Source organism: Natronosporangium hydrolyticum (assembly GCF_016925615.1).
In the GTDB taxonomy this organism is placed as follows: Bacteria; Actinomycetota; Actinomycetes; order Mycobacteriales; family Micromonosporaceae; genus Natronosporangium; species Natronosporangium hydrolyticum.
Map to the genome: position 1 here is coordinate 543,150 of NZ_CP070499.1, position 19,895 is coordinate 563,044.

21 protein-coding genes are annotated in these 19,895 nt (G+C 70.0%); 11 read left to right on the forward strand and 10 right to left on the reverse strand.

Annotated features, from left to right (window positions below):
• Window positions 1-602 precede the first annotated feature (602 nt).
• Window positions 603-2,396, reverse strand: a complete 1,794-nt coding sequence (locus tag JQS43_RS02555) for an acetyl/propionyl/methylcrotonyl-CoA carboxylase subunit alpha (protein ID WP_239677445.1) — start codon at window positions 2,394-2,396, stop codon at window positions 603-605.
• 108 nt (window positions 2,397-2,504) lie between these two features.
• On the opposite strand from JQS43_RS02555, the gene JQS43_RS02560 reads away from it, so the two are divergent.
• Both JQS43_RS02560 and JQS43_RS02565 read left to right on the forward strand, forming a co-directional pair.
• A complete protein-coding gene (locus JQS43_RS02560; RefSeq protein WP_239679283.1) occupies window positions 2,505-3,461 on the forward strand; it encodes an ATP-binding cassette domain-containing protein in 957 nt (318 codons plus the stop codon).
• Between the two features lie 3 nt (window positions 3,462-3,464).
• Entirely contained in the window at window positions 3,465-4,238 is a 774-nt protein-coding gene (locus JQS43_RS02565; protein WP_239677446.1) for an ABC transporter permease, read from the forward strand.
• 43 nt (window positions 4,239-4,281) lie between these two features.
• Here JQS43_RS02565 and JQS43_RS02570 read toward each other — a convergent pair whose 3' ends face one another.
• The 3 genes from JQS43_RS02570 to JQS43_RS02580 form a co-directional block, all read right to left on the reverse strand.
• Window positions 4,282-4,923 carry a Maf family protein gene (locus tag JQS43_RS02570; RefSeq protein ID WP_239677447.1) on the reverse strand — a complete coding sequence of 214 codons (642 nt, stop codon included), beginning with the start codon at window positions 4,921-4,923 and terminating at the stop codon, window positions 4,282-4,284.
• A gap of 82 nt (window positions 4,924-5,005) precedes the next feature.
• Entirely contained in the window at window positions 5,006-5,941 is a 936-nt protein-coding gene (locus JQS43_RS02575; protein ID WP_239677448.1) for an NmrA/HSCARG family protein, read from the reverse strand.
• A 37-nt stretch (window positions 5,942-5,978) separates the two neighbouring features.
• A complete protein-coding gene (locus JQS43_RS02580; RefSeq protein ID WP_239677449.1) occupies window positions 5,979-6,215 on the reverse strand; it encodes an acyl-CoA carboxylase epsilon subunit in 237 nt (78 codons plus the stop codon).
• A gap of 48 nt (window positions 6,216-6,263) precedes the next feature.
• Here JQS43_RS02580 and JQS43_RS02585 point away from each other — a divergent pair, with 48 nt between their 5' ends.
• The gene (locus JQS43_RS02585) at window positions 6,264-7,004 is read left to right on the forward strand and encodes a M50 family metallopeptidase (RefSeq protein WP_239677450.1); all 741 of its coding nucleotides are present in this window, start codon (window positions 6,264-6,266) and stop codon (window positions 7,002-7,004) included.
• Here JQS43_RS02585 and JQS43_RS02590 read toward each other — a convergent pair.
• Window positions 6,985-7,551 (reverse strand): Uma2 family endonuclease, encoded by a 567-nt coding sequence (locus JQS43_RS02590; RefSeq protein ID WP_239677451.1) that lies wholly within the window; start codon window positions 7,549-7,551, stop codon window positions 6,985-6,987. The two genes, JQS43_RS02585 and JQS43_RS02590, sit on opposite strands and share 20 nt — an antisense overlap.
• Before the next feature lie 68 nt (window positions 7,552-7,619).
• The gene (locus JQS43_RS02595) at window positions 7,620-9,209 is read right to left on the reverse strand and encodes an acyl-CoA carboxylase subunit beta (protein WP_239677452.1); all 1,590 of its coding nucleotides are present in this window, start codon (window positions 9,207-9,209) and stop codon (window positions 7,620-7,622) included.
• A gap of 102 nt (window positions 9,210-9,311) precedes the next feature.
• Between JQS43_RS02595 and JQS43_RS02600 the strand changes: the two genes are divergently transcribed.
• The 3 genes from JQS43_RS02600 (at window position 9,312) to JQS43_RS02610 (ending at window position 11,538) form a co-directional block, all read left to right on the forward strand.
• Window positions 9,312-9,899 (forward strand): hypothetical protein, encoded by a 588-nt coding sequence (locus JQS43_RS02600; protein ID WP_239677453.1) that lies wholly within the window; start codon window positions 9,312-9,314, stop codon window positions 9,897-9,899.
• A gap of 106 nt (window positions 9,900-10,005) precedes the next feature.
• The gene (locus tag JQS43_RS02605) at window positions 10,006-10,857 is read left to right on the forward strand and encodes a biotin--[acetyl-CoA-carboxylase] ligase (protein WP_420847677.1); all 852 of its coding nucleotides are present in this window, start codon (window positions 10,006-10,008) and stop codon (window positions 10,855-10,857) included.
• Between the two features lie 123 nt (window positions 10,858-10,980).
• Entirely contained in the window at window positions 10,981-11,538 is a 558-nt protein-coding gene (locus tag JQS43_RS02610) for a PH domain-containing protein (protein WP_239677454.1), read from the forward strand.
• A gap of 13 nt (window positions 11,539-11,551) precedes the next feature.
• Here JQS43_RS02610 and JQS43_RS02615 read toward each other — a convergent pair whose 3' ends face one another.
• Genes JQS43_RS02615 through JQS43_RS02625 form a run of 3 tightly spaced genes read right to left on the reverse strand, consistent with a single transcriptional unit; the run spans window position 11,552 to window position 13,143 of the window.
• Window positions 11,552-12,079 (reverse strand): MaoC/PaaZ C-terminal domain-containing protein, encoded by a 528-nt coding sequence (locus tag JQS43_RS02615; protein WP_239677455.1) that lies wholly within the window; start codon window positions 12,077-12,079, stop codon window positions 11,552-11,554.
• On the reverse strand, window positions 12,076-12,612 hold the full coding sequence (locus tag JQS43_RS02620; RefSeq protein ID WP_239677456.1) for a GtrA family protein: 537 nt from the start codon (window positions 12,610-12,612) through the stop codon (window positions 12,076-12,078). The genes JQS43_RS02615 and JQS43_RS02620 overlap by 4 nt, the downstream gene beginning before the upstream one ends.
• A complete protein-coding gene (locus JQS43_RS02625) occupies window positions 12,613-13,143 on the reverse strand; it encodes a GtrA family protein (RefSeq protein ID WP_239677457.1) in 531 nt (176 codons plus the stop codon).
• 353 nt (window positions 13,144-13,496) lie between these two features.
• On the opposite strand from JQS43_RS02625, the gene JQS43_RS02630 reads away from it, so the two are divergent.
• The 4 genes from JQS43_RS02630 to JQS43_RS02645 all read left to right on the forward strand — a co-directional run bounded on the left by JQS43_RS02630 (window position 13,497) and on the right by JQS43_RS02645 (window position 18,517).
• On the forward strand, window positions 13,497-15,335 hold the full coding sequence (locus JQS43_RS02630; protein ID WP_239677458.1) for a phosphoenolpyruvate carboxykinase (GTP): 1,839 nt from the start codon (window positions 13,497-13,499) through the stop codon (window positions 15,333-15,335).
• Window positions 15,336-15,405: 70 nt separating this feature from the next.
• Entirely contained in the window at window positions 15,406-16,176 is a 771-nt protein-coding gene (locus JQS43_RS02635; RefSeq protein WP_239677459.1) for an isoprenyl transferase, read from the forward strand.
• Between the two features lie 113 nt (window positions 16,177-16,289).
• Entirely contained in the window at window positions 16,290-17,600 is a 1,311-nt protein-coding gene (locus JQS43_RS02640) for a PhoH family protein (RefSeq protein ID WP_239677460.1), read from the forward strand.
• Window positions 17,601-17,902: 302 nt separating this feature from the next.
• The gene (locus tag JQS43_RS02645; RefSeq protein WP_239677461.1) at window positions 17,903-18,517 is read left to right on the forward strand and encodes an aggregation-promoting factor C-terminal-like domain-containing protein; all 615 of its coding nucleotides are present in this window, start codon (window positions 17,903-17,905) and stop codon (window positions 18,515-18,517) included.
• A gap of 45 nt (window positions 18,518-18,562) precedes the next feature.
• Here JQS43_RS02645 and JQS43_RS02650 read toward each other — a convergent pair whose 3' ends face one another.
• The gene (locus tag JQS43_RS02650) at window positions 18,563-19,273 is read right to left on the reverse strand and encodes a MerR family transcriptional regulator (RefSeq protein WP_239677462.1); all 711 of its coding nucleotides are present in this window, start codon (window positions 19,271-19,273) and stop codon (window positions 18,563-18,565) included.
• A gap of 64 nt (window positions 19,274-19,337) precedes the next feature.
• On the opposite strand from JQS43_RS02650, the gene JQS43_RS02655 reads away from it, so the two are divergent.
• Window positions 19,338-19,841 (forward strand): DUF4188 domain-containing protein, encoded by a 504-nt coding sequence (locus JQS43_RS02655; RefSeq protein WP_239677463.1) that lies wholly within the window; start codon window positions 19,338-19,340, stop codon window positions 19,839-19,841.
• Window positions 19,842-19,895: the final 54 nt, after the last annotated feature.

The window sequence follows — 19,895 nt, forward strand, 5'->3', positions numbered from 1 at the left end:
AAAGCGGCCGATCCTGACAAATCAGGCGCCACTCAACCCACCAAGAAGTACATGCTCGCTGGCGCGGGCACCCGTAGGTGGCTGAAAGAGGGCATAAGGAACCTGTAGAGTTCCAGCGATCCCGAACCCCGAGGCCCACTACGTTCAGTTATGCCCGTTTCGTGCTGTTCGGGCGGCCAAAGGGGCGGCCATCGTAGCCCTCTTTTGTCTCAACGGATTCTCGGGGAAGCTACCTCTGCCATCGGCTGGGCCGGGCCGCGGGTCGGCTACGCGGGTCGGCTACGCGGGTCGGCTACGCGGGTCGGCTACGCGGGTCGGCTACGCGGGTCGGCTACGCGGGTCGGCTACGCGGGTCGGCCGCCAGCGCCGCCAGCTCTGCACCGTCTGTGCTCGCAGCTCTCGTAGGCGACGTAACAGGACCTCAGCTGCCCGCTTGAGCCAAGATCACTGATCGCCGCGGCGTAAATTGTCCGAGTCGGCCAGCGTACGGGGCCGGCTGGCTAATGGGGGTAGCCGGTGACCGCTGACGTGAAGTATGTGCAAACGTTGCTGTTCCTGCGGCAACAACTGCTCGAACCTCGGGGTGAGCGCCGCGGCCGGAGTCAGTCGATGGTGCAGATGGTGGCGCCCGGTGAGACCACGTCGCCGACCTTCGCCGACAGGCCGGCGACCACTCCCGACTTGTGGGCCGTGAGCGGCTGCTCCATCTTCATCGCCTCCACCACCACGACCGGGTCGCCCTCGGCCACCTGGTCACCGTCGGCGGCGACCACCTTGACCACGGTGCCCTGGATCGGCGAGGTGACCGCGTCGCCGCTGGTGGCCGCCCCCTGCCCGGTCTCCCGGCGGCGCCGGGGTGGTCGGCCCGGCCGACCGTTCGCCGCGCCGCCGCGGCCGGCCCCACCGCCGCCAGCAGCACCGCCACCGGCCGCGGCGCCCAGCCCGGCCGGCAGCGTCACCTCCAGCCGCTTGCCCGCGACCTCCACCACCACGGTCTCCCGCTCGGCCGGCTCCGGGCCGGCGTCGGCGCCGGTCGGCTGGTACGGAGTGACTCCGCCGGCCCATTCGGTCTCGATCCACCGGGTGTGGACGGTGAAGGGTTCGCTGGTGAAGGCCGGGTCGCGCACCACCAGGCGGTGGAACGGCAGCGCCGTGGCGAGGCCGGCGACGGTCAGCTCGTCCAGCGCCCGGCGGGCCCGGGCCAGCGCCTCGGCCCGATCCTCACCGGTGATGATCACCTTCGCGAGCAGCGAGTCGAAGTTGCCGCCGACCACGCTGCCCGGCTCGATCCCGGCGTCCACCCGGACCCCGGGGCCGGAAGGCAGGCGCAGCTCGGTGACGGTGCCCGGGGCCGGCAGGAAGTCGCGGCCCGGGTCCTCGCCGTTGATCCGGAACTCGATCGAGTGGCCGCGGGCCGGCGGGTCCTCGGTGAACCGGAGCGGCTGCCCGTCGGCGATCCGGAACTGTTCGCGGACCAGGTCGATGCCGGTGGTCTCCTCGGTGACCGGATGCTCCACCTGCAGCCGGGTGTTGACCTCCAGGAACGACACCGTGCCGTCCGCGCCGACCAGGAACTCGACTGTGCCGGCGCCGTGGTAGCCGGCCTCCCGGCAGATCGCCTTCGCCGCCTCGTGGATGGTCCGGCGCTGGTCGTCGGTGAGGAACGGGGCCGGGGCCTCCTCCACCAGCTTCTGGTGGCGGCGTTGCAGCGAGCAGTCGCGGGTGCCGACCACGATCACGTGGTCGTGCTGGTCGGCGAGGACCTGCGCCTCCACATGCCGGGGGCGGTCGAGGTAGCGCTCGACGAAGCACTCGCCGCGGCCGAAGGCGGCGACCGCCTCCCGGGTGGCCGACTCCAGCAGCGCCGGGATCTCGTCCAGACTCCGCGCGACCTTCAGGCCGCGGCCGCCACCGCCGAACGCGGCCTTGATCGCCACCGGCAGCCCGTGCTCCTTGGCGAACGTGACCACCTCGTCGGGGCCGCCGACCGGGGTGGTGGTGCCGGGCACCAGCGGCGCGCCCGCGCGTACGGCGAGCTGCCGGGCGGTGACCTTGTCGCCGAGGTCGCGGATCGCCTGCGGGGTCGGGCCGATCCAGGTCAGGCCGGCGTCGATCACCGCGGCGGCGAAGTCGGCGTTCTCGGAGAGGAATCCGTACCCCGGATGGACCGCGTCGGCGCCGGCCTGTGCGGCCACCGCCAGCAGCGCGTCGATCCGCAGGTAGGTCTCGGCAGCGGTCTGGCCGGGCAGGGCGTACGCTTCGTCGGCGAGCTGGGCCGGTAGACCGTCCCGGTCCGGGTCGGCGTAGACGGCGACGCTGGCGAGCCCGGCGTCCCGGCAGGCCCGGATCACCCGTACCGCGATCTCGCCCCGGTTGGCGACAAGAACCTTTCGCATGTTCGGGAGTGTAACGGTCCCCGGTCCCGGCGAAGTTCACCTGCGCGCACCACTAGACTGACCGCGATGTCCAGCACTCGGATGATGAGCCCCGGCGACTCCGAGCTGATGATCTCCACGAGCGGTCTTCGCAAGACCTACCGCTCCCGCGAAGGCCGCGCGGTCAAACTGGTGACCGCGGTGCGCGGGGTGGACCTTGCGGTGCGAAGCGGCGAGATCTTCGGCTTCCTCGGCCCCAACGGCGCCGGTAAGACCACCACGCTGCGGATGCTCGCCACCCTGATCGAACCGGACGGCGGCCAGGTCACGGTCGCTGGCGCCGATCTTCGGCGGGAGCCCGGCGAGGTCCGCCGCCGGATCGGCTACGTGGCGCAGGGCGGCAGCACCTGGGAGGCGTCGACCGCCCGGGAAGAGCTGGTGTTGCAGGCCCGGATGTACGGGTTCCGCAAGGCCGACGCGCAGCGCCGGGCCAGTGATGCGCTCGCCGCCTTCGAGCTGTCCGAGTACGCCGACCGGAAGTGCAAGACGTACTCCGGTGGGCAGCGGCGCCGGGTGGACATCGCGCTCGGCATCATCCACGAGCCGCAGGTGGTCTTTCTGGACGAGCCCACCTCCGGGCTGGACCCGCAGAGCCGCGCCCACATGTGGAACGAGATTCGCCGGCTGCGCGCCGACGGCATGACGGTCTTCATCACCACCCACTATCTGGAGGAGGCGGACGCGCTCTGTGACCGGATCGCGATCATCGATCACGGTGAGGTGGTTGCGCAGGGCACCCCGGCCGAGCTGAAACGGGAGATCTCCGGCGACGTGGTGACGGTGGGCGTACGCGGCGACCACGTGGCCGCCGCGGCGCAGGCGCTCGACGCTGCCCCGTACGTGCGGCAGCTGGAGAGCCTCGACGACGGGCTGCGGCTCTACGTCGCCGAGGGCGCCACCGCGGTTCCGCAGATCATGCGCGCGTTGGACGGGGCGATGGTGCCGTTGCAGACCGTGGAGGTCCACCGGCCCAGCCTGGACGATGTCTTCCTGGCCAAGACCGGCCGGTCGCTGCGAGAGGAGTGACCGATGAAGGTGCTGCGCGACATCTGGTTGATCTACCAGCGGCAGTTGCTGCTGCAGGTCCGGCAACCGGTGTGGATCTTCGTGGGGATCTTTCAGCCGGTGATGTATCTGCTGCTCTTCGCGCCGTTGCTGGAGCCGGCGCTGGCCCCGCTGGGGATCGACACCGACGCCGAGGCGTACCAATTCTTCGTCCCCGGTCTGCTGGTGTTGCTCGCCATCTTCGGGGGCTTGTTTCAGGGCTTCGGCCTGATCGCGGAGCTGCGGGCCGGCGTGATCGAGCGTTCCCGGGTGACGCCGGTGAGCCGGGTGGCGCTGCTGCTGGGCCGCTCGTTGCGGGACGCCACCACGCTGCTGGCGCAGGCGGTCCTGATCACGTTGCTGGCGCTGCTGTTCGCGCTTACCGTCCAGCTGCCGTACCTGCTGTTGGCGTACCTCATGCTCGCGTTGATCGCGTTGCTGACCTCGGCGGTGTCGTACGCGGTGGCGTTGCTGGTCCGCAGCGAGAACTCGCTGGCGCCGCTGATGAACACTGTGGCGTTGCCGCTCTTCCTGCTCTCCGGCATCCTGCTGCCGATCTCCGGGGAGTTCGGCGCGCCAGGCTGGCTGGTCACCGCCTCCCACTTCAACCCGTTCTCGTGGGCGGTGGACGGGGTGCGGGCGCTGTTCGCCGGCGACATCGGCGCCGACAGTGTCTGGCAGGGCCTGCTGGTGGTGTTGGTGTTGACGATCCTGGCGGTGGGCTGGGCGGCGCGGGCGTTCGCCCGGTCGGTGCGCTGAGCCGGTCGGTCCGCACGCCGGGTGGCGCTACTCCGGGGTGGCGTTACTCCGGGTGGTAGCCGCGCCAGAGCTCGGTGATCGGCAGGTCCAATTCGCGGAGTAGCCGCCGCAGCAGCGGCAACGACAGCCCGATCACCGTCCCGGGGTCGCCGTCGATCCGCTCCACGAACGGCCCACCGAGGCCGTCGATGGTGAACGCCCCGGCGACCGCCAACGGCTCCCCGGTGGCCACGTACGCCTCGATCTCGGCGTCGGTCAGCTCCGCGAAGTGCACCTGGGTCTCGGCCACCGCCTCCGCTGACCGGCCACTGCCCACCTCCAGCAGCGCGTGCCCGGTGTAGAGCACCCCCTCGCCGCCGCTCATCTGCCGCCAGCGGGCCAGCGCGTCAGCCTCGTCGGCGGGCTTGCCCAGCGCCTCCCCGTCGAAGCCGAGCACGGTGTCGCAGCCGAGGACGAGCACCTGCTCGCCGGGGTTGGTGGCCGGGCCGTGCCCGTGCCGGAGCCGGTCCGCCACCGCCTGCGCCTTCATCCGGGCCAGCACCGCGCAGAGCGCCTCCGGCTTGGTCGCGTCGACCGAGGACTCGTCGACGCCGCTGACGATGACCTCGGGGTCGATGCCGGCGGCGGTGAGGGTGCGGCGCCGCGCCGGGCTCGCCGAGGCCAACACCAGCCGGACCCGGCTCACCGTAGCGCTCCGGAGAAGATTCCCACATTAATCATGGCGGTTGAGATTACCCGGCAACCGACCGGCGCCGGTGACCGCTTCGCTAACCGGTCGGGAGCTGCTCCAGGTGGGTGTCGAGCCAGGCCGCGAAGGTCAGCAGCCGCGGGTTCAACGACCGGGTACGGGTCACGTCCCGGACCTCGCAATACTCTTCGTTGGCGTCGCGTACGAACTGGAACATGTTGCCCAGGTCGTCGGCGCCCGGGAAGCCGAGCTTGCGGTACTCGTCGGGGCTGACCGGCTGGTACCGGACCGGGCGGCCGAGCGCGCCGGTGAACTCCGCCGCCAGCTCACCCCCGGTCAGATTGCCGCCGCTCACCCCGATCACCTGGTCGACCAGGGCCTGCTGGAAGATGCCGTACGCGCACCGTCCGATGTCTTCGGCGGCGATGCCCGGCAGCCGCGCGCCATCCAGCGGCAGCGTCAACCTCAGCTCCCCGTCCGGGCCCGGCTGCGGGTGCATCCCCAGGTTGATGAAGTTCTCCCAGTAGAAGGACGTGCGCAGCCAGGTGGTCGGGCCGGTGAAGAGCGCGTCCGCTTCGCCCTTGGCGTCGTAGTGCGGCACCTTGAACCGGCCCTGCAGCGTCGGCATCCGGTCGTCGTCCAGCGGCACCCACCGCCGGGTGTCCTCGAAAGTTGACCAGATGGTGTGGGCCAGGCCAGTCTCGCGGGCCGCCTCCGCCAGCGCCGCCGCCTGCGCGATCTCCCGGTCGGCGGAGAAGTGCTCCCAGAAGTTCGTGACGCAGTATGCGCCGTACGCGCCGTCGAAGGCGCGCCGGAGACTCGCCGGGTCGTCCAGGTCGGCGGTGACCACGTCGGCGCCGCGGCCGGCCAACGCCTGCGCGTGGTCCGAGTCCGGGTGGCGGGTGATCGCGCGGACCGTGAACCCGCCCGCCGGGTCGGAGAGGATCGCGCGAGCGAGCCCGCCACCCTGCGCCCCGGTCGCGCCGACCACCGCGATGATCTTCTGCTCCTCCATGGGCGGACCTCCCGATGAATAGCTCGGCGGGGCCTGCTCAGCGGGGCAGCGCCGAACCGCGCCACGCGTGCGCGCCACGGTCCGCCGGGCGAGCCCCGACGGTGGCCCCCGGTCGGCTGCTTCGTACCCACTGCGAGCCGGCCGAAACCGCCGGCGAGTCAGTCACCGCCGCCGCCCGGGCCCGTTGCCACAGCACCGCCGCCAGCGCGGCCAGCTCCTCGGCGGTCGGGGTGCCCTTTACCACCCGCACCAGCTGCTGCTGATCGTCGCCCATGTGAGGGAGGCTACCCTCCGCCCTCGGCTTGTGGCAGGCTAGGCGCCCGTGAACAACCTCTCGGATCTGTTCGGCGACCTCGCTGATCAGCTGCTCGGCACCCAGCCGGCGCCACCGGCCATCCTGGTCATCCTCACCGCCGCCGCCGCGCTGGCGGTGGTGGCCTTCCCGGTCACCTGGCGGCTGGCGCGCAACGGCATCACCATCGCCCACGAGGGCGGCCACGCGCTGGTGGCGGTGCTCGCCGGCCGGCGGTTGTCGGGGATCCGGTTGCATTCGGACACCTCCGGCCTGACCGTCTCCCGTGGCCGGCCCAGCGGGCCGGGCATGGTCTTCACGCTGCTGGCGGGCTACATCACCCCGTCGCTGCTGGGGCTGGCCGGCGCCTGGCTGCTCAGCACGGAGCGGGTAAGCCTGCTGCTGTGGGCGTCGGTGGCGCTGCTGGTGGTGATGCTGCTCTGGATTCGCAACCTGTATGGCCTGCTGGCGGTGGTGCTCGCCGGCGCGGCGGTCTTCGCCGTCTCCTGGTACGCCGAACCGCAGCTGCAGGCCGGGTTCGCGTACGCGTTCGTGTGGTTTCTGGTGATCGGCGGGGTGCGGCCGGTCGGGGAGCTGCAGGCGCGGCGCTGGCACCGGGGCTCGCCCGAGTCCGATGCCGATCAGCTCTCCCGGCTCACCTGGGTGCCCGGCATCATCTGGGTGGGGATCTTCGGGTTGGTGAACCTGGCGGCGCTGGCGCTCGCGCTGTGGCTGCTGCTGTGGCCTGCGCTCACCGAACTGACCGGCTGAGCGGCTCCGGATCGAGCACCAGCGGGAACGGCTCGGTCAGGCGCAGTGGGCCGGTGCCCGGCTTGGCGAGGCCGTGCTCAATGTAGTGCGCGCCGTCGAGCCGGAGCAGTCGCAGCGTCACCGCCGATGGCGATTCCTGCTCCGCGAGGAGATACCAGCCGATGCCGGCGGCGGCGTAGAGGTGGACCTTGAGCACCCGATCCGCCCCGGCGTTGCCCGGTGACACCACCTCGCAGATCAACCGGACCTCATCGGCGGCCACGGTGGCCCCCTCGTCGTCGGTGGCGGCGACCACGACATCAGGGATAGCGATCCGGCCGGTCTGTAGCCGGACGTTAACCGCCTCGTAGACCGCCAGGCCCGCGGCGGCGGCTGCCTCGTCGAGCCGGTTGGCGAGCAGCCGGGAGAGGTGTTGGTGACGCTTGCTGGGGGCCGGGCTCACGATGAGGCTCCCGTCCAGCAGCTCGATCCGGTCCGGTGTGGCACCGATCCGGAAGTAGTCCTCTTCGGTCCACGGGCCGACGTGGTGCTCCAGCGCGACCGCCATGGCGGCTCACCTCCTGTCATCAGCGTACTATCGCACCGTGACGCCAGCCGGCTGGTGATCGCGGCGAGCTAGAGCGGGATGTTGCCGTGCTTCTTCGGCGGCAATGTGTCCCGCTTGGTACGCAGCATCCGCAGCGCCTTGGTGATGTGCCGCCGGGTCGTCGACGGCGTGATCACCGCGTCCACGTAGCCACGCTCCGCAGCCAGGTACGGGTTGGCCAGCGTGTCCTCGTACTCGGTGATCTTCGCCGCGCGGGCCGCCGCCGGATCCTCGGCCGCGGCCAGCTCGCCGCGGTAGAGGATGTTGACCGCGCCCTGTGCGCCCATCACCGCGATCTGCGCGGTCGGCCAGGCGAAGTTCATGTCCGCGCCGAGGTGCTTCGAGCCCATCACGTCGTACGCGCCGCCGTACGCCTTCCGGGTGATCACGGTGACCTTGGGGACGGTCGCCTCGGCGTAGGCGTAGAGCAGCTTGGCGCCGCGCCGGATGATCCCGTCCCACTCCTGCGCGGTGCCGGGGAGGAAGCCCGGCACATCGACGAACGTGAGGATCGGGATGTTGAACGCATCGCAGGTCCGGACGAACCTGGCCGCCTTCTCGCTGGCGTCGATGTCGAGGGTGCCGGCGAGGTGCATCGGCTGGTTCGCCACCACCCCCACCGAGCGACCGTCGACCCGGCCGAAGCCGATCACCATGTTGGCCGCGAACAGCGGCTGGACCTCGCAGAAGTCCTCGTCGTCCAGGACCGTCTCCACCACCGTACGGATGTCGTACGGCTGGCTGGTGGAGTCGGGGATCAGGGTGTCCAGCCGGGAATCCGCCTCGGTGATCTCCTCGTCGTCGCCGGCCGGTTCGAAGACCGGCGGCTCGTCGAGATTGTTGCTGGGCAGGAACGACAGCAGGTTCTTCACCCAGTCGATCGCGTCCGCCTCGTCGCTGGCGAGGTAGTGCGCGTTGCCCGAGCGGGTGTTGTGGGTGCGGGCGCCGCCGAGCTCCTCGAAGCCGATGTCTTCGCCGGTGACGGTCTTGATCACGTCCGGTCCGGTGATGAACATGTGGCTGGTCTGGTCCACCATCACCGTGAAGTCGGTGATCGCCGGTGAGTAGACCGCACCGCCGGCGCACGGGCCCATCACCAGGCTGATCTGCGGGATGACGCCGGAGGCCCGGGTGTTGCGGAAGAAGATCTCGCCGTACCGGCCGAGCGCGACCACGCCCTCCTGGATCCGGGCGCCGCCGGAGTCGTTGATCCCGATGATCGGCCGGCCGGTCTTCATCGCCAGATCCATCACCTTGAGGATCTTCTCGCCGTACACCTCGCCGAGCGAGCCGCCGAAGACGGTGAAGTCCTGGGAGAAGACCGCCACCGGCCGACCGTCGATGGTGCCGTGTCCGGTGACGACACCGTCGCCGTACGGGCGGGTGGCGTCGAGGCCGAAGTTGGTGGATCGGTGGCGGGCGAACTCGTCCAACTCGACGAAGGAGTCGGGGTCGAGGAGCAGCTCGATCCGCTCGCGGGCGGTCTGCTTGCCGCGGGCGTGCTGCTTCTCGACGGCGCGGGCGGAGCCGGCGTGCACCGCCGCCTCGATCCGCTGCTGTAGGTCGGCCAGTTTGCCGGCGGTGGTGTGGATGTCGGGCTCGGTCTGTGGCGCGGTCACGGGTGGATGGTATCCATCATCGGCACCGCCGCCGCGACCCCGATCGCGGACCGGTGCGTCTCGTCGCGTTTCGTGGCTTAAGTCCAGATCGTTGATCAGGGCATGCTCTTCTTCGGCCTGGCCCTGCTCATCGGCGGTGTCGTGGTGCTCTACCGGTACCGGGTCGAGATCGTTGACCTGCTACTCCGGCCGCTCGTACCGGCCTGGCTGCGGCGGCTGCTGGTACCGGTCGGGGCGTGGCTGCGGCGGGTGGCGGCGTGGGCGCGGCCGGTGGCGGCTCGGCTTGGTCCGTATCTGGAACCGCTGCGTCCGTGGCACGACCGGCTGGTGGGGCTCCAGCGACGACTGGCGTCGCTGCTGGGATTGCCGCGACGATTGGCGTCGCTGGCGCGGGTGGTGGGCTGGCTGCGCCGGCCGCCGTGGCCGTGGCGGCGGGCGGCGGGGCGGGGTGGTGGCGCCCACTCGCCGCGGGCCGCCGCGCCCGGCCGGGTACGCCGGCCGTTGGTCGGCGGCCGGGGGGTTACCGCGGGCCGGCGGGTGGCCGGGCGGGGTAGCGGCCGGCGGGTGTACACCCCGCCCCGCCCCGCCCCGGGCGCGGACGGGACGCTGGTGCGCTGGGTCCCCGGGCGGGCGGCGGTGCCGTCGCACGCCGACGCGGTCGAGGCTCGGCACCGGCGCGACGACGACTAGGCGCGACGACGACTAGGCCGGCGCGGTCCGGGCCGGTCGGGCGCGCGCGGCGGTCAGCTCGGTGCTGACCTGGCGGCGGGGCCTGGGCGGGTACCGTCACCGGGTGATCGGGGATCAGAGCGCCGACCCGGCCGGCGAGCCGGCCACCAGCCCGCGGCCCGAACGGCCGGCGCTGCCCAGCGCGCTGCGGGCGGAGGTGCTCGCTGCCGACCGGCTCTGGACCGAGGTGACGATCGTCGGCGAGACCGGGTCCACCAACGCCGATGCCGCCGCGGCGGCGCGGCGCGGTGTACCGGCGGGCCTGGTGGTGATCGCCGAGTACCAGCGCGCCGGCCGGGGGCGGGCGGGCCGCGGCTGGTCCTCCCCGCCGCGGGCCGGATTGGCCCTGAGCGTGCTGCTCCGGCCGGCGGTGCCGGCTTCGCACTGGGGGTGGTTGCCGCTGCTGGCGGGGGTGGCGCTCGCCGAGTCGACGGGTCGGCTCGGCGCGGTCCCGGCCCGCTTGAAGTGGCCGAACGATCTGCTGATCGACGGCCGGAAGGCGGCGGGTGTGCTGGCCGAGGTGGCCGCCGGGGCGGTGGTGGTGGGGATCGGCCTCAACGTCACCAACCAGGCCGACGAGCTGCCGCCCCACACGCCCCCCGCCACCTCGCTGGCGCTCGCCGGCGCCGACACCCTCGACCGTCCGGAGCTGCTGCGGGGCTTGCTGGACCGGTTCGCGTACTGGTACCACCGGTGGTGTCGGGCCGGAGGCGACGCCGAGCAGTGTGGCCTGCGGCCGGCCTACCGTCAGCTCTGCGCCACGCTCAGCCAGCCGGTTCGGGTCCAGCTGCCCGACGGCGGGGAGCTGACCGGGCACGCCGCCGATATCGATCCGGCCGGCCGGTTGGTGCTGCGCGACGCGGCCGGTGCCACGCAGCGGCTCGCCGCTGGCGACGTCACCCACCTGCGCCCCGGCTGAGCCGGCGTACCAAGATCAAGTGCCCTGAAGCTGTACGACACGCAGCGCGTCGTACAGCCTCAGGGCACTTGATCTTCTGATAGGTCTAGTGCGCGGATGGCGGGGGAGGGTTACGCTGTCGCCGTGGCGTTCCCGGAGAACATTCTCACCGAAGACGAAAAAGTCGTGATGCACCTGCATCCACACTGGCGCGAGATGGTGCGGCCAGTGTTCGTCTTCCTACTCGGCGTCGCGGTGGTCGCGGCGGCCTGGTGGTTCCTGCCGGAGGATGGCGCGGGCGAGATCGGGCTCTACGTGATCGGCGGCCTGGCGATCATCGCGGTGCTCTGGTTGTCGGTCTGGCCATGGATCGTGTGGCGCACCACCCACTACGTCTTCACCAACGAGCGGGTGGTGCTCCAGTTCGGCATCTTCCACCGGGAGCGCCGGGACATCCCGCTGCACCGGGTCAACAACCACACGATGAACCAGACCCTGGTGGATCGGTTCTTCCGGTGCGGCACCCTGATAATCGAGTCGGCCGGGCAGGACGGCACCACCGAACTCAAGGACATGCCGAAGGTCCACCGGGTGCAGACCCTGCTCTACGAGCTGGTCGACTCCGACCGGGACCGGCACTCACTGGGCGACCAGCAGTTCCGGGAGATCCTGGAAGGGCTGAACGACGGCAAGCAGCAGTAACCGCCGGCCGCGGCTACCCGCGGCGGTGGAACCAACCCCGAAACTGGATACGTAGCACCGGCTCCGAGTGACCGGCGGCGGTCAGCCGGGTCATCACCGCCCGGAGGGTGACGGTGCCGCAGTCCGGCTTGGCCCGCGATGGTGCGCGGTCGACCACCTCCAGCTCGGTCGAGAGCTCGTCACCGGCGTGGACCGGGGCGAGCCAGCGCAGCTCCTCCACCCCCGGCGAGGCCGCGGCGGCCGCCCGGGAGAGTAGACCGTCGACGTACGCCCGCATGAACAGGCTGGCGGTGAAGAATCCGCTGGCGATCAGTTCGCCGTACTCGCTGTCGGCGGCGAGCTCCTCGGAGGCGTGGTACCACTGCGGGTCGTACCGCTGCGCGAAGGCGAGCATCTCGGCCCCGTCGATCTCGGTCGTGCCGAGGTCGAACCGGCGGCCGGGCACCAGATCTTCCCAGTAGAGGTCGGCGGTGTCGCCGGTGCCCGAGCGGGCGCCGAGCGACGGGTCGTGGCACAGGTCGGGGGAGGTGGGACTCGTCATTGTTGTGGGCTCGCAAACGCTTCGGTGGGTGGCCCGGGGGCGGTGCTGGCCGCCGGCTCCGGAGGGACGGCGCCGTCGCTGGTCGGCGGGGCCGAGGTCGGGCTCTCCGGCCGGCCAGCGAAGACGAAGGTGCGGTAGGTGTAGAACCGGAAGACCGTGCCCAGCGCCAACCCGAGCGCCTTGGCGAGGTTGAGCGCGAGCAGGCTGGTCATGCCGAAGCCGTACTTGAACAGGCCCATCACTGCCAGCTCGATCAGCAGCGCGGCCGCGTTGAACGCGAAGAAGAGGACATACTCGCGCGGGATCTTCGAGGTCTTGCGGTGCCGGAAGGTCCAGCTGCGGTTCATCAGGTACGAGGTGGTGGTGGCGAACGCGGTGGCGACCAGATTCGCCTTGAGCTCGCTGCCGGCGAAGATCGCGATGACCAGGGCATTGAAGACGATGAAGTTAATGGCGACGTTGGTGGCGCCGACGATGCCGAACCGCCACATCTCTCCGATCAGGCTTCGCCACCGTCGATACCAGCCACGCATCTACGCCACTTTACGCCACTGCGGCGAACGCTTGTCCGGGCTGGCCTTCGTGGCCGCCGCGTCGGTGCTCTCGCCGGGGTGGGCTGCGGGCGTGGGCTCGCGGAAGACAAACGTGCGGTAGGACCAGAACCGGAAGATGGTCGCGGCCACGAGCCCCACCACGTTTGCGGCGATGACGTCGGCGAGCGGGGTCTGGAAGGCCGGCCAGATCGCGCCGAGGCCGTAGTGGCTGGCGCCGAGGATCGCCAACGAGATAGCGAGCCCGATGCCGTTGAACGTGAAATAGAGCACATACTCGCGGGTGAGCCCGGAGCGGGCCCGGTGTCGCCAGGTCCAGAACCGGTTACCGATGAACGCGACGGTGGCGGCGACTGCGGTGGCGATGGTCTTCGCCACCAGCGACTCCATGGTGAGCACGAGGATCACGAAGATGCCGGTGTCGACCGCGTACGCCACCGCGCCGACGACACCGAACTTCCCCATCTCGTGGACCAGGCCGCGGAAACGTTCGGAGAGACGCGTCAGCCACACCCGGCGAGCGTACCGTGGCGGCACCTGGCTGAGCGCAGGAACGCCGCGCCCGGCCGGCGACGGTCAGAGCCGTCCGGGCCGCTTCATTGAATGCGAGATTTAGTCCGATATTCCCGATACGCTGGGCCGGCCAGCGTGATCCGGTGCGGGCCGGAGATTCTGCGTTCAAGTGGTGAGTTCGGCGGTGGTTTTTGCTCAACTGGGCGCGTTACCAGCAGCTTGTGCAGTTCTTCACAAGATCAGGGCGTGTCCAATCCCACATTCTGGGTCTAGGCTGTGCAACAAACCCCCTTACAGCCGCCGCGGCGGGCGACGGCGTATTGGGTTTGAGGCGATCAATGAGGAGAGCTGCCATGACTGCGACCGTGATACCCGGGTTGGACGATGCCCCGACACCACACCAGGACCTGCTGACCTGGGTGGGCGAGGTGGCGGAGCTGACCACGCCCGACCAGGTGGTGTGGTGCGACGGGTCGGCGCAGGAGTGGCAGCGGCTCACCGACGACCTGGTCGCCGCCGGCACGCTGGTGCGGCTCAACGACGACCGCAGGCCCAACTCCTTCTGGGCGCGGACCGACCCCAGCGATGTCGCCCGGGTGGAAGAGCGCACCTTCATCTGCTCCGCCGACGAGGCCGATGCCGGACCTACCAACAACTGGCGGGACCCCGGCGAGATGAAGGCCACCATGACCGAGCTGTTCCGGGGCGCCATGCGCGGTCGCACGATGTATGTGATCCCGTTCTGCATGGGCCCGCTCGACGCCGAGCAGCCCCGGTTCGGGGTGGAGATCACCGACTCCGCGTACGTGGTGATCTCGATGCACATCATGACCCGGATGGGCAACGCGGTGCTGGAGCGGATGGGGGGAGACGCCGAGTTCGTGCCGGCGCTGCACTCGGTGGGCGCCCCGCTGGCGACCGGCGAGAGCGATGTGCCGTGGCCGTGCAACGACACGAAGTACATCTCGCACTTCCCGGAGTCGCGGGAGATCTGGTCGTTCGGCTCCGGTTACGGCGGCAACTCGCTGCTCGGCAAGAAGTGCTACTCGCTCCGGATCGCCTCGGTGATCGGCCGGGACGAGGGCTGGATGGCCGAGCACATGCTGATCCTCAAACTGACCTCCCCCGCGGGCAAATCGTACTATGTGGCCGGTGCCTTCCCGTCCGCCTGCGGCAAGACGAACCTGGCGATGCTGGAGCCGACCATCGACGGCTGGACGGTGGAGACGCTCGGCGACGACATCGCCTGGATGCGGTTCGGCGAGGATGGCCGGCTCTACGCGGTGAACCCGGAGTACGGCCTGTTCGGGGTCGCCCCGGGCACCGACTGGAAGACCAACCCGAACGCCATGCGTACGCTGGAGCGAGGCAACTCGCTCTTCACCAACGTCGCGCTCACCGACGACGGTGACGTCTGGTGGGAGGGCATGGGTGAGCCGCCCGCGCACCTGACCGATTGGCGGGGCCAGGACTGGACGCCGGACTCTGACGCGTTGTCCTCTCACCCGAATTCGCGCTTCTGCACGCCGATCAACCAATGCCCGATCCTGGCGCCGGAGTACGACGACCCGCAGGGGGTGCCGATCTCGGCGATCCTGTTCGGTGGCCGTCGCAAGACCACTGTGCCGCTGGTGACCGAGTCCCGGGACTGGGTGCACGGGGTCTACATGGGAGCTACGTTGTCGTCGGAGACCACCGCCGCGGCGGCCGGCGAGGTCGGGGTGGTCCGGCGGGACCCGATGGCGATGCTGCCGTTCATCGGTTACCACGGCGGTGACTACTTCCAGCACTGGATCGAGATGGGCAAGGGCGCTGGTGCCGGCGCGGGTGACCCGAGCAAGCTTCCGCGCATCTTCTATGTCAACTGGTTCCGCCGCGGCGACGACGGCCGGTTCCTGTGGCCCGGGTTCGGCGAGAACTCGCGGGTTCTAAAGTGGATCATCGAGCGGCTGGAGGGCGACGCCGAGGCGGTGGAGACGCCGATCGGCTTCGTGCCGACGGCGGATGCGCTCGATCTGTCCGGACTGGACACCCCGCGGTCGGACATCGAGGCGTCGCTGCGGGTCGACCCGGAGGAGTGGCGGGCCGAGCTGCCGCAGGTGACGGAGTGGTTCGAGAAGTTCGGCGAGAAACTGCCCGGGGTGCTGTGGGCAGAGCTGGACGCGCTGCGGGCGCGGCTGGGCGAGCAGTGACCATTCGGCCGTCGGGCCTGGGGCCACCGTCGGACCCCGGGCCTGGCGGTCGGGGATTAAGCTGGCGGCGATGAAGCTGCGCAACCTCCTCTACTCCCTGTACGAACGCCGGTTGACCACCGCGCTCGCCGGTAAGTCGTTGCCCGACCACGTCGGGGTGCTGGTCGACGGCAATCGGCGGTGGGCCCGCGAGATGGGCTTCGTCAACCCCAACGACGGTCACCTGGTCGGCGCGGAGCGGGTCAAGCAGCTACTCCGGTGGTGCGACGATGTCGGGGTCGGGCACGTCACGGTGTGGCTGCTCTCTACCGACAATCTGTCCCGACCCGCCGCGGAGCTGGCCCCGCTGCTGCAGATCATCGAGGATCTGGTCACCGAGCTGGCGGCGGAGGGCCAGCCCTGGCGGCTGCGGATGGTCGGCGCACTGGATCTCTTGCCGGCGGGCCATGCCGCGGCGCTGAAGGCCGCCGAGGAGCGCACCGCCGACCGGGTCGGAGGTGCGCAGGTCAACCTCGCGATCTGTTACGGCGGCCGGCGGGAGATCGCCGACGCGGTGCGCGGGCTGCTGCTGGAGTATGCGCGGGCCGGCAAGTCGTTGGAGGAGGTCGCCGAGGTGCTCGACGTCGACCAGATCGCCGAGCACCTCTATACCAAGGGCCTGCCCGACCCCGACCTGGTCATCCGGACCAGCGGGGAGCAGCGGCTCGGTGGGTTCCTGTTGTGGCAGTCGGCCTACTCCGAGTTCTACTTCTGTGACGTCAACTGGCCCGGGTTCCGGCGGGTGGACTTTCTCCGGGCGCTGCGCAGCTACGCTCACCGGCAGCGCCGATTCGGCTCCTGAACCGCCGGTTCAGTCCCTGAGCTGCGGTGTTGCGCCGCAACCCGGCGGTGCTGCCGGCGCCGCCGGTGCGCCGGCACTAGCCGGGATCGGTGATCGGGCAGTAGCGTCGCGCCATGAGCGAGGCGAATCCGCGAGCGGAGATCCGGACATATGTGGTCGATACCTCGGTTCTGATCTCCGACCCATCCGCGTTGTACCGTTTTGCCGAGCATGAGGTGGTGCTGCCCCTCGTGGTCATCTCTGAGTTGGAGGCCAAGCGACACCATCCGGAGCTGGGCTGGTTCGCCCGGCAAGCGCTGCGCCTGCTGGACGAGTTGCGGCTCCGGCACGGTCGGCTGGATCACCCGGTCCCCGTCGGCGAGTTGGGCGGCACGCTCCGGGTAGAGCTGAACCACGCCGACCCGTCGGTCCTGCCGCCCGGGTTCCGGGCCGAGACTAACGATGCCCGGATTCTGGCGGTGGCCTTCGGCGCCGCCAGCGAGGGGCGTGACGTGATACTGGTCACCAAGGATATGCCGCTGCGAGTGAAGGCCGCCGCGGTCGGTCTGCACGCCGACGAGTACCGCCATGACCAGGCGGTCGATGCCACCTGGACCGGGATGGCCGAGCTCGACCTGGCCCCGGAGCAGGTCGATGAGCTGTACTCCGCCGGGTCGATCGCTACCGACGTCGGTGACCTGCCCTGCCACACCGGCCTGGTGTTGCACTCGCCCCGCGGATCCGCGCTGGGCCGGGTCACCGCCGACAAGGCGATCCAGCTGGTGCGGGGGGATCGGGAGGCGTTCGGGCTGCGGGGTCGCTCGGCGGAGCAGCGGGTGGCGCTGGAGTTGTTGCTCGACGAATCGATCGGGATCGTGTCGCTCGGTGGTCGGGCGGGCACCGGCAAGTCGGCGTTGGCGCTCTGCGCCGGCCTGGAGCAGGTGATGGAGAAAGCGCGTCACCGCAAGCTGATCGTCTTCCGTCCAATGTACGCCGTTGGTGGACAGAATCTGGGCTATCTGCCGGGCAGTGAATCGGACAAGATGTCGCCGTGGTCGCAGGCGGTCTTCGACACCCTCGGGTCGGTCGTCCACGAACATGTGGTGGAAGAGATGCTCGGGCGCGGCCTGCTGGAAGTGTTGCCGCTGACCCACATTCGGGGGCGAAGCTTGCATGATGCCTTCGTCATCGTAGATGAGGCGCAGTCGTTGGAGCGCGGCGTGCTACTCACCGTGCTTTCGCGGATGGGCACCGGCTCGCGGGTGGTGCTCACCCACGATGTCGCGCAACGCGACAATCTCCGGGTCGGACGGCACGACGGAGTGACCGCGGTGATCGAAGCCCTGAAGGGGCAACCGCTCTTTGCTCATATGACTCTTACCAGGTCAGAGCGTTCCCCGATTGCAGAGCTCGTGACCGATCTGCTGGAGGACATCCCCCGGTAAGTCGATCAACATATCGCTTCTCGTCGACCCAAAGGGCCCCCGAATCGGGGGCCCTTTGCCCTTATTTTCGATACTTTGTGCGGTGCTGGGGCTCACAATCGAAGGGGGAGCGACCCCCCATCGGCCGTTCGGGTGAGTCACGGTCATGGTGGCGTTACGTGACCGTCTGGATCCACGTTGATCCAACTGAGCGTCGACGCTGCGTCCGTGTCCCCGACGAAGGGATCGTCCTGGTGAGAGGCACTACCGGTGCATCCGGTCGCAAGGCTCGATTAGCGTTCGGTTCGCTCCTCGCTGGCGCCATGGCGCTCAGCGTGGTGGGCGGAGCGGAGTTGGCAGGTAACGCCAACGAGCGACCGGAAGTCGACCCGCCAGCGGAGACGCTGGCCTACCAGATGCAGCTGGCAGAGCTGGAGCGCGTAGTCGACGAGGCGGCCGACCGTGGCAGCCGCGGCACGTCCGACGCGGACGCGTCGGAGCGGACCGTCCGCGCTGAGGCTGCGCAGGTGAAGCCAGAGCCGGAGCCAGAGCCCGAGCCCGAACCAGCACCGGAGTCCGCTTCGGAGCCGGCTCCCTCGGACTCCACCGGCCCGGTGCCGGCCTCCTGCAGCGAGTACAGCGGCAACCGGGCGACCGGTTGTTCGATGTTGCTCGACGCTGGCTTCGGCATCGACCAGATGTCCTGCTTGGACAACCTGTGGACTCGGGAGAGTGGCTGGAACCACCAGGCACAGAACCCGTCGTCCGGCGCGTACGGAATCCCCCAATCGTTGCCTGGTGACAAGATGGCGTCACACGGGTCCGATTGGCAGACCAATCCGGCCACCCAGATCTCCTGGGGCCTGGAGTACATCAACAACCGCTATGGCAACCCATGCGGTGCCTGGGGCTTCTTCCAGTCCAACAACTGGTATTAGCCCGGGCAGACCGTAGCGGGGGCGGGTCCGATCGGCCCGCTCCTGCTACGGTGTTTCGCCGTCGCTCCCGCTGGCGGCGTCGCTCCCGCTAGCGCCGTCGCCCTCGCAGCCCTCGCCCCGTTCCTCGGCCAGCGTCGCTGAGACGTGCTCCTGAGCCAGCAGCCGCACGGTGGCGAGCAGTGCCTCGCCCAGGATGGTGCCGGTTACCACTGTGGTCATCACCGCGGCCGGCTCCCGGTCCGCCGCCGCCAGCCGTACCTCTTGGTTAGCCAGGCCCAACGTGGCCGCCGCGTACTGGGGGAGCAGGTTCAGCAGGTCCGGCCGGTTGACCCGGCGGAGTGTCAGGATGACGTCGGCGAGCTGGTCCAGCGCCGGGGCGTCCGGGTCGACCCGCCAGCCGAGCTGTGCGATCTCCGCCGCGGCGTCGGCTCGGGCCCGGGTCCATTCGTGATCCTCCGGGCCGAGGGCGTCGCTACCGCGGTCGCGGAGCACCGCCTGGTGGGCGCGTCCCATTAGTTCGTGGGCACTGAGCTCCGGTTCGTCGAGCGCGTCCAACACCTCCTTCGCCGCGGTGACGCTCAGCCCACCCACGTCGCGTAGCGCCCGGATGAGCCGGAGTCGTTCCAGGTGCGACTGGTCGTAGCTGGCCTGGTTCCGGCCGGCGGGCGCGCCCGGCGGGAGCAGGCCTTCCCGTAGGTAGTACTTGATTGTGGGGATCGTCACCCCGCTGTCGCGACTGAGCTCGCCGATTCGCATTCCCCTATGCTATTACGCTAGATTGCGGATAGTGCTACTATCTACTATCTAGTGGAGGTGAGCGATGACGAAGATCGCGCCGGGTCGGATGACCGCCGAGATCGACGGAGACTACGTGGTCTTCCTGCTCGGGATGCGAGTCAACAGATGGTGGAAGCCGCACAAGTGGCTGCCGGTCTGGTCGGCAGTGGGCGCCGCGAACCGCGTGCTGCGGAGCCGTCCGGACCTTGGGTACCTTGGCGGCGGCCAGTGGCTGGGTCGGGACGGCGCGATGCTGGTGCAGTACTGGCGCAGCGTAGAACAGCTGGAGCGGTTCGCCCGCGACCCGTCACTGCCACATCAGCCAGCCTGGCAGCGCTTCAACCGGGCGGTCGGCGGCAACGGCGATGTCGGCGTCTGGCACGAGATGTACCTGGTGCAGCCGGGCGGTTGGGAAGCGATCTACGTGAACATGCCCCGACTCGGCCTCGCCACCGCGACCGCCCACGTGCCGGTGGGCAGGCAGGGGGACTCATCCCAGGAACGGCGTGCGCGGGCTGCGTCGGCCGAGCCTCCACACGTCAGTTGACGGGTCTCGCCAGCGCGGCCCGATTTGGCGGGGAGGCGCCGGGCTGGTACCAAC

Coding starts and splice junctions, on each gene's coding strand:
- JQS43_RS02555 (WP_239677445.1), bottom strand. CDS start 2,396: ATGCGAAAGGTTCTTGTCGCCAACCGGGGCGAGATCGCGGTACGGGTG.
- JQS43_RS02560 (WP_239679283.1), top strand. CDS start 2,505: ATGATCTCCACGAGCGGTCTTCGCAAGACCTACCGCTCCCGCGAAGGC.
- JQS43_RS02565 (WP_239677446.1), top strand. CDS start 3,465: ATGAAGGTGCTGCGCGACATCTGGTTGATCTACCAGCGGCAGTTGCTG.
- JQS43_RS02575 (WP_239677448.1), bottom strand. CDS start 5,941: ATGGAGGAGCAGAAGATCATCGCGGTGGTCGGCGCGACCGGGGCGCAG.
- JQS43_RS02580 (WP_239677449.1), bottom strand. CDS start 6,215: ATGGGCGACGATCAGCAGCAGCTGGTGCGGGTGGTAAAGGGCACCCCG.
- JQS43_RS02590 (WP_239677451.1), bottom strand. CDS start 7,551: ATGGCGGTCGCGCTGGAGCACCACGTCGGCCCGTGGACCGAAGAGGAC.
- JQS43_RS02600 (WP_239677453.1), top strand. CDS start 9,312: ATGCTCTTCTTCGGCCTGGCCCTGCTCATCGGCGGTGTCGTGGTGCTC.
- JQS43_RS02615 (WP_239677455.1), bottom strand. CDS start 12,079: ATGACGAGTCCCACCTCCCCCGACCTGTGCCACGACCCGTCGCTCGGC.
- JQS43_RS02620 (WP_239677456.1), bottom strand. CDS start 12,612: ATGCGTGGCTGGTATCGACGGTGGCGAAGCCTGATCGGAGAGATGTGG.
- JQS43_RS02630 (WP_239677458.1), top strand. CDS start 13,497: ATGACTGCGACCGTGATACCCGGGTTGGACGATGCCCCGACACCACAC.
- JQS43_RS02635 (WP_239677459.1), top strand. CDS start 15,406: ATGAAGCTGCGCAACCTCCTCTACTCCCTGTACGAACGCCGGTTGACC.
- JQS43_RS02640 (WP_239677460.1), top strand. CDS start 16,290: ATGAGCGAGGCGAATCCGCGAGCGGAGATCCGGACATATGTGGTCGAT.
- JQS43_RS02645 (WP_239677461.1), top strand. CDS start 17,903: ATGGCGCTCAGCGTGGTGGGCGGAGCGGAGTTGGCAGGTAACGCCAAC.
- JQS43_RS02650 (WP_239677462.1), bottom strand. CDS start 19,273: ATGCGAATCGGCGAGCTCAGTCGCGACAGCGGGGTGACGATCCCCACA.
- JQS43_RS02655 (WP_239677463.1), top strand. CDS start 19,338: ATGACGAAGATCGCGCCGGGTCGGATGACCGCCGAGATCGACGGAGAC.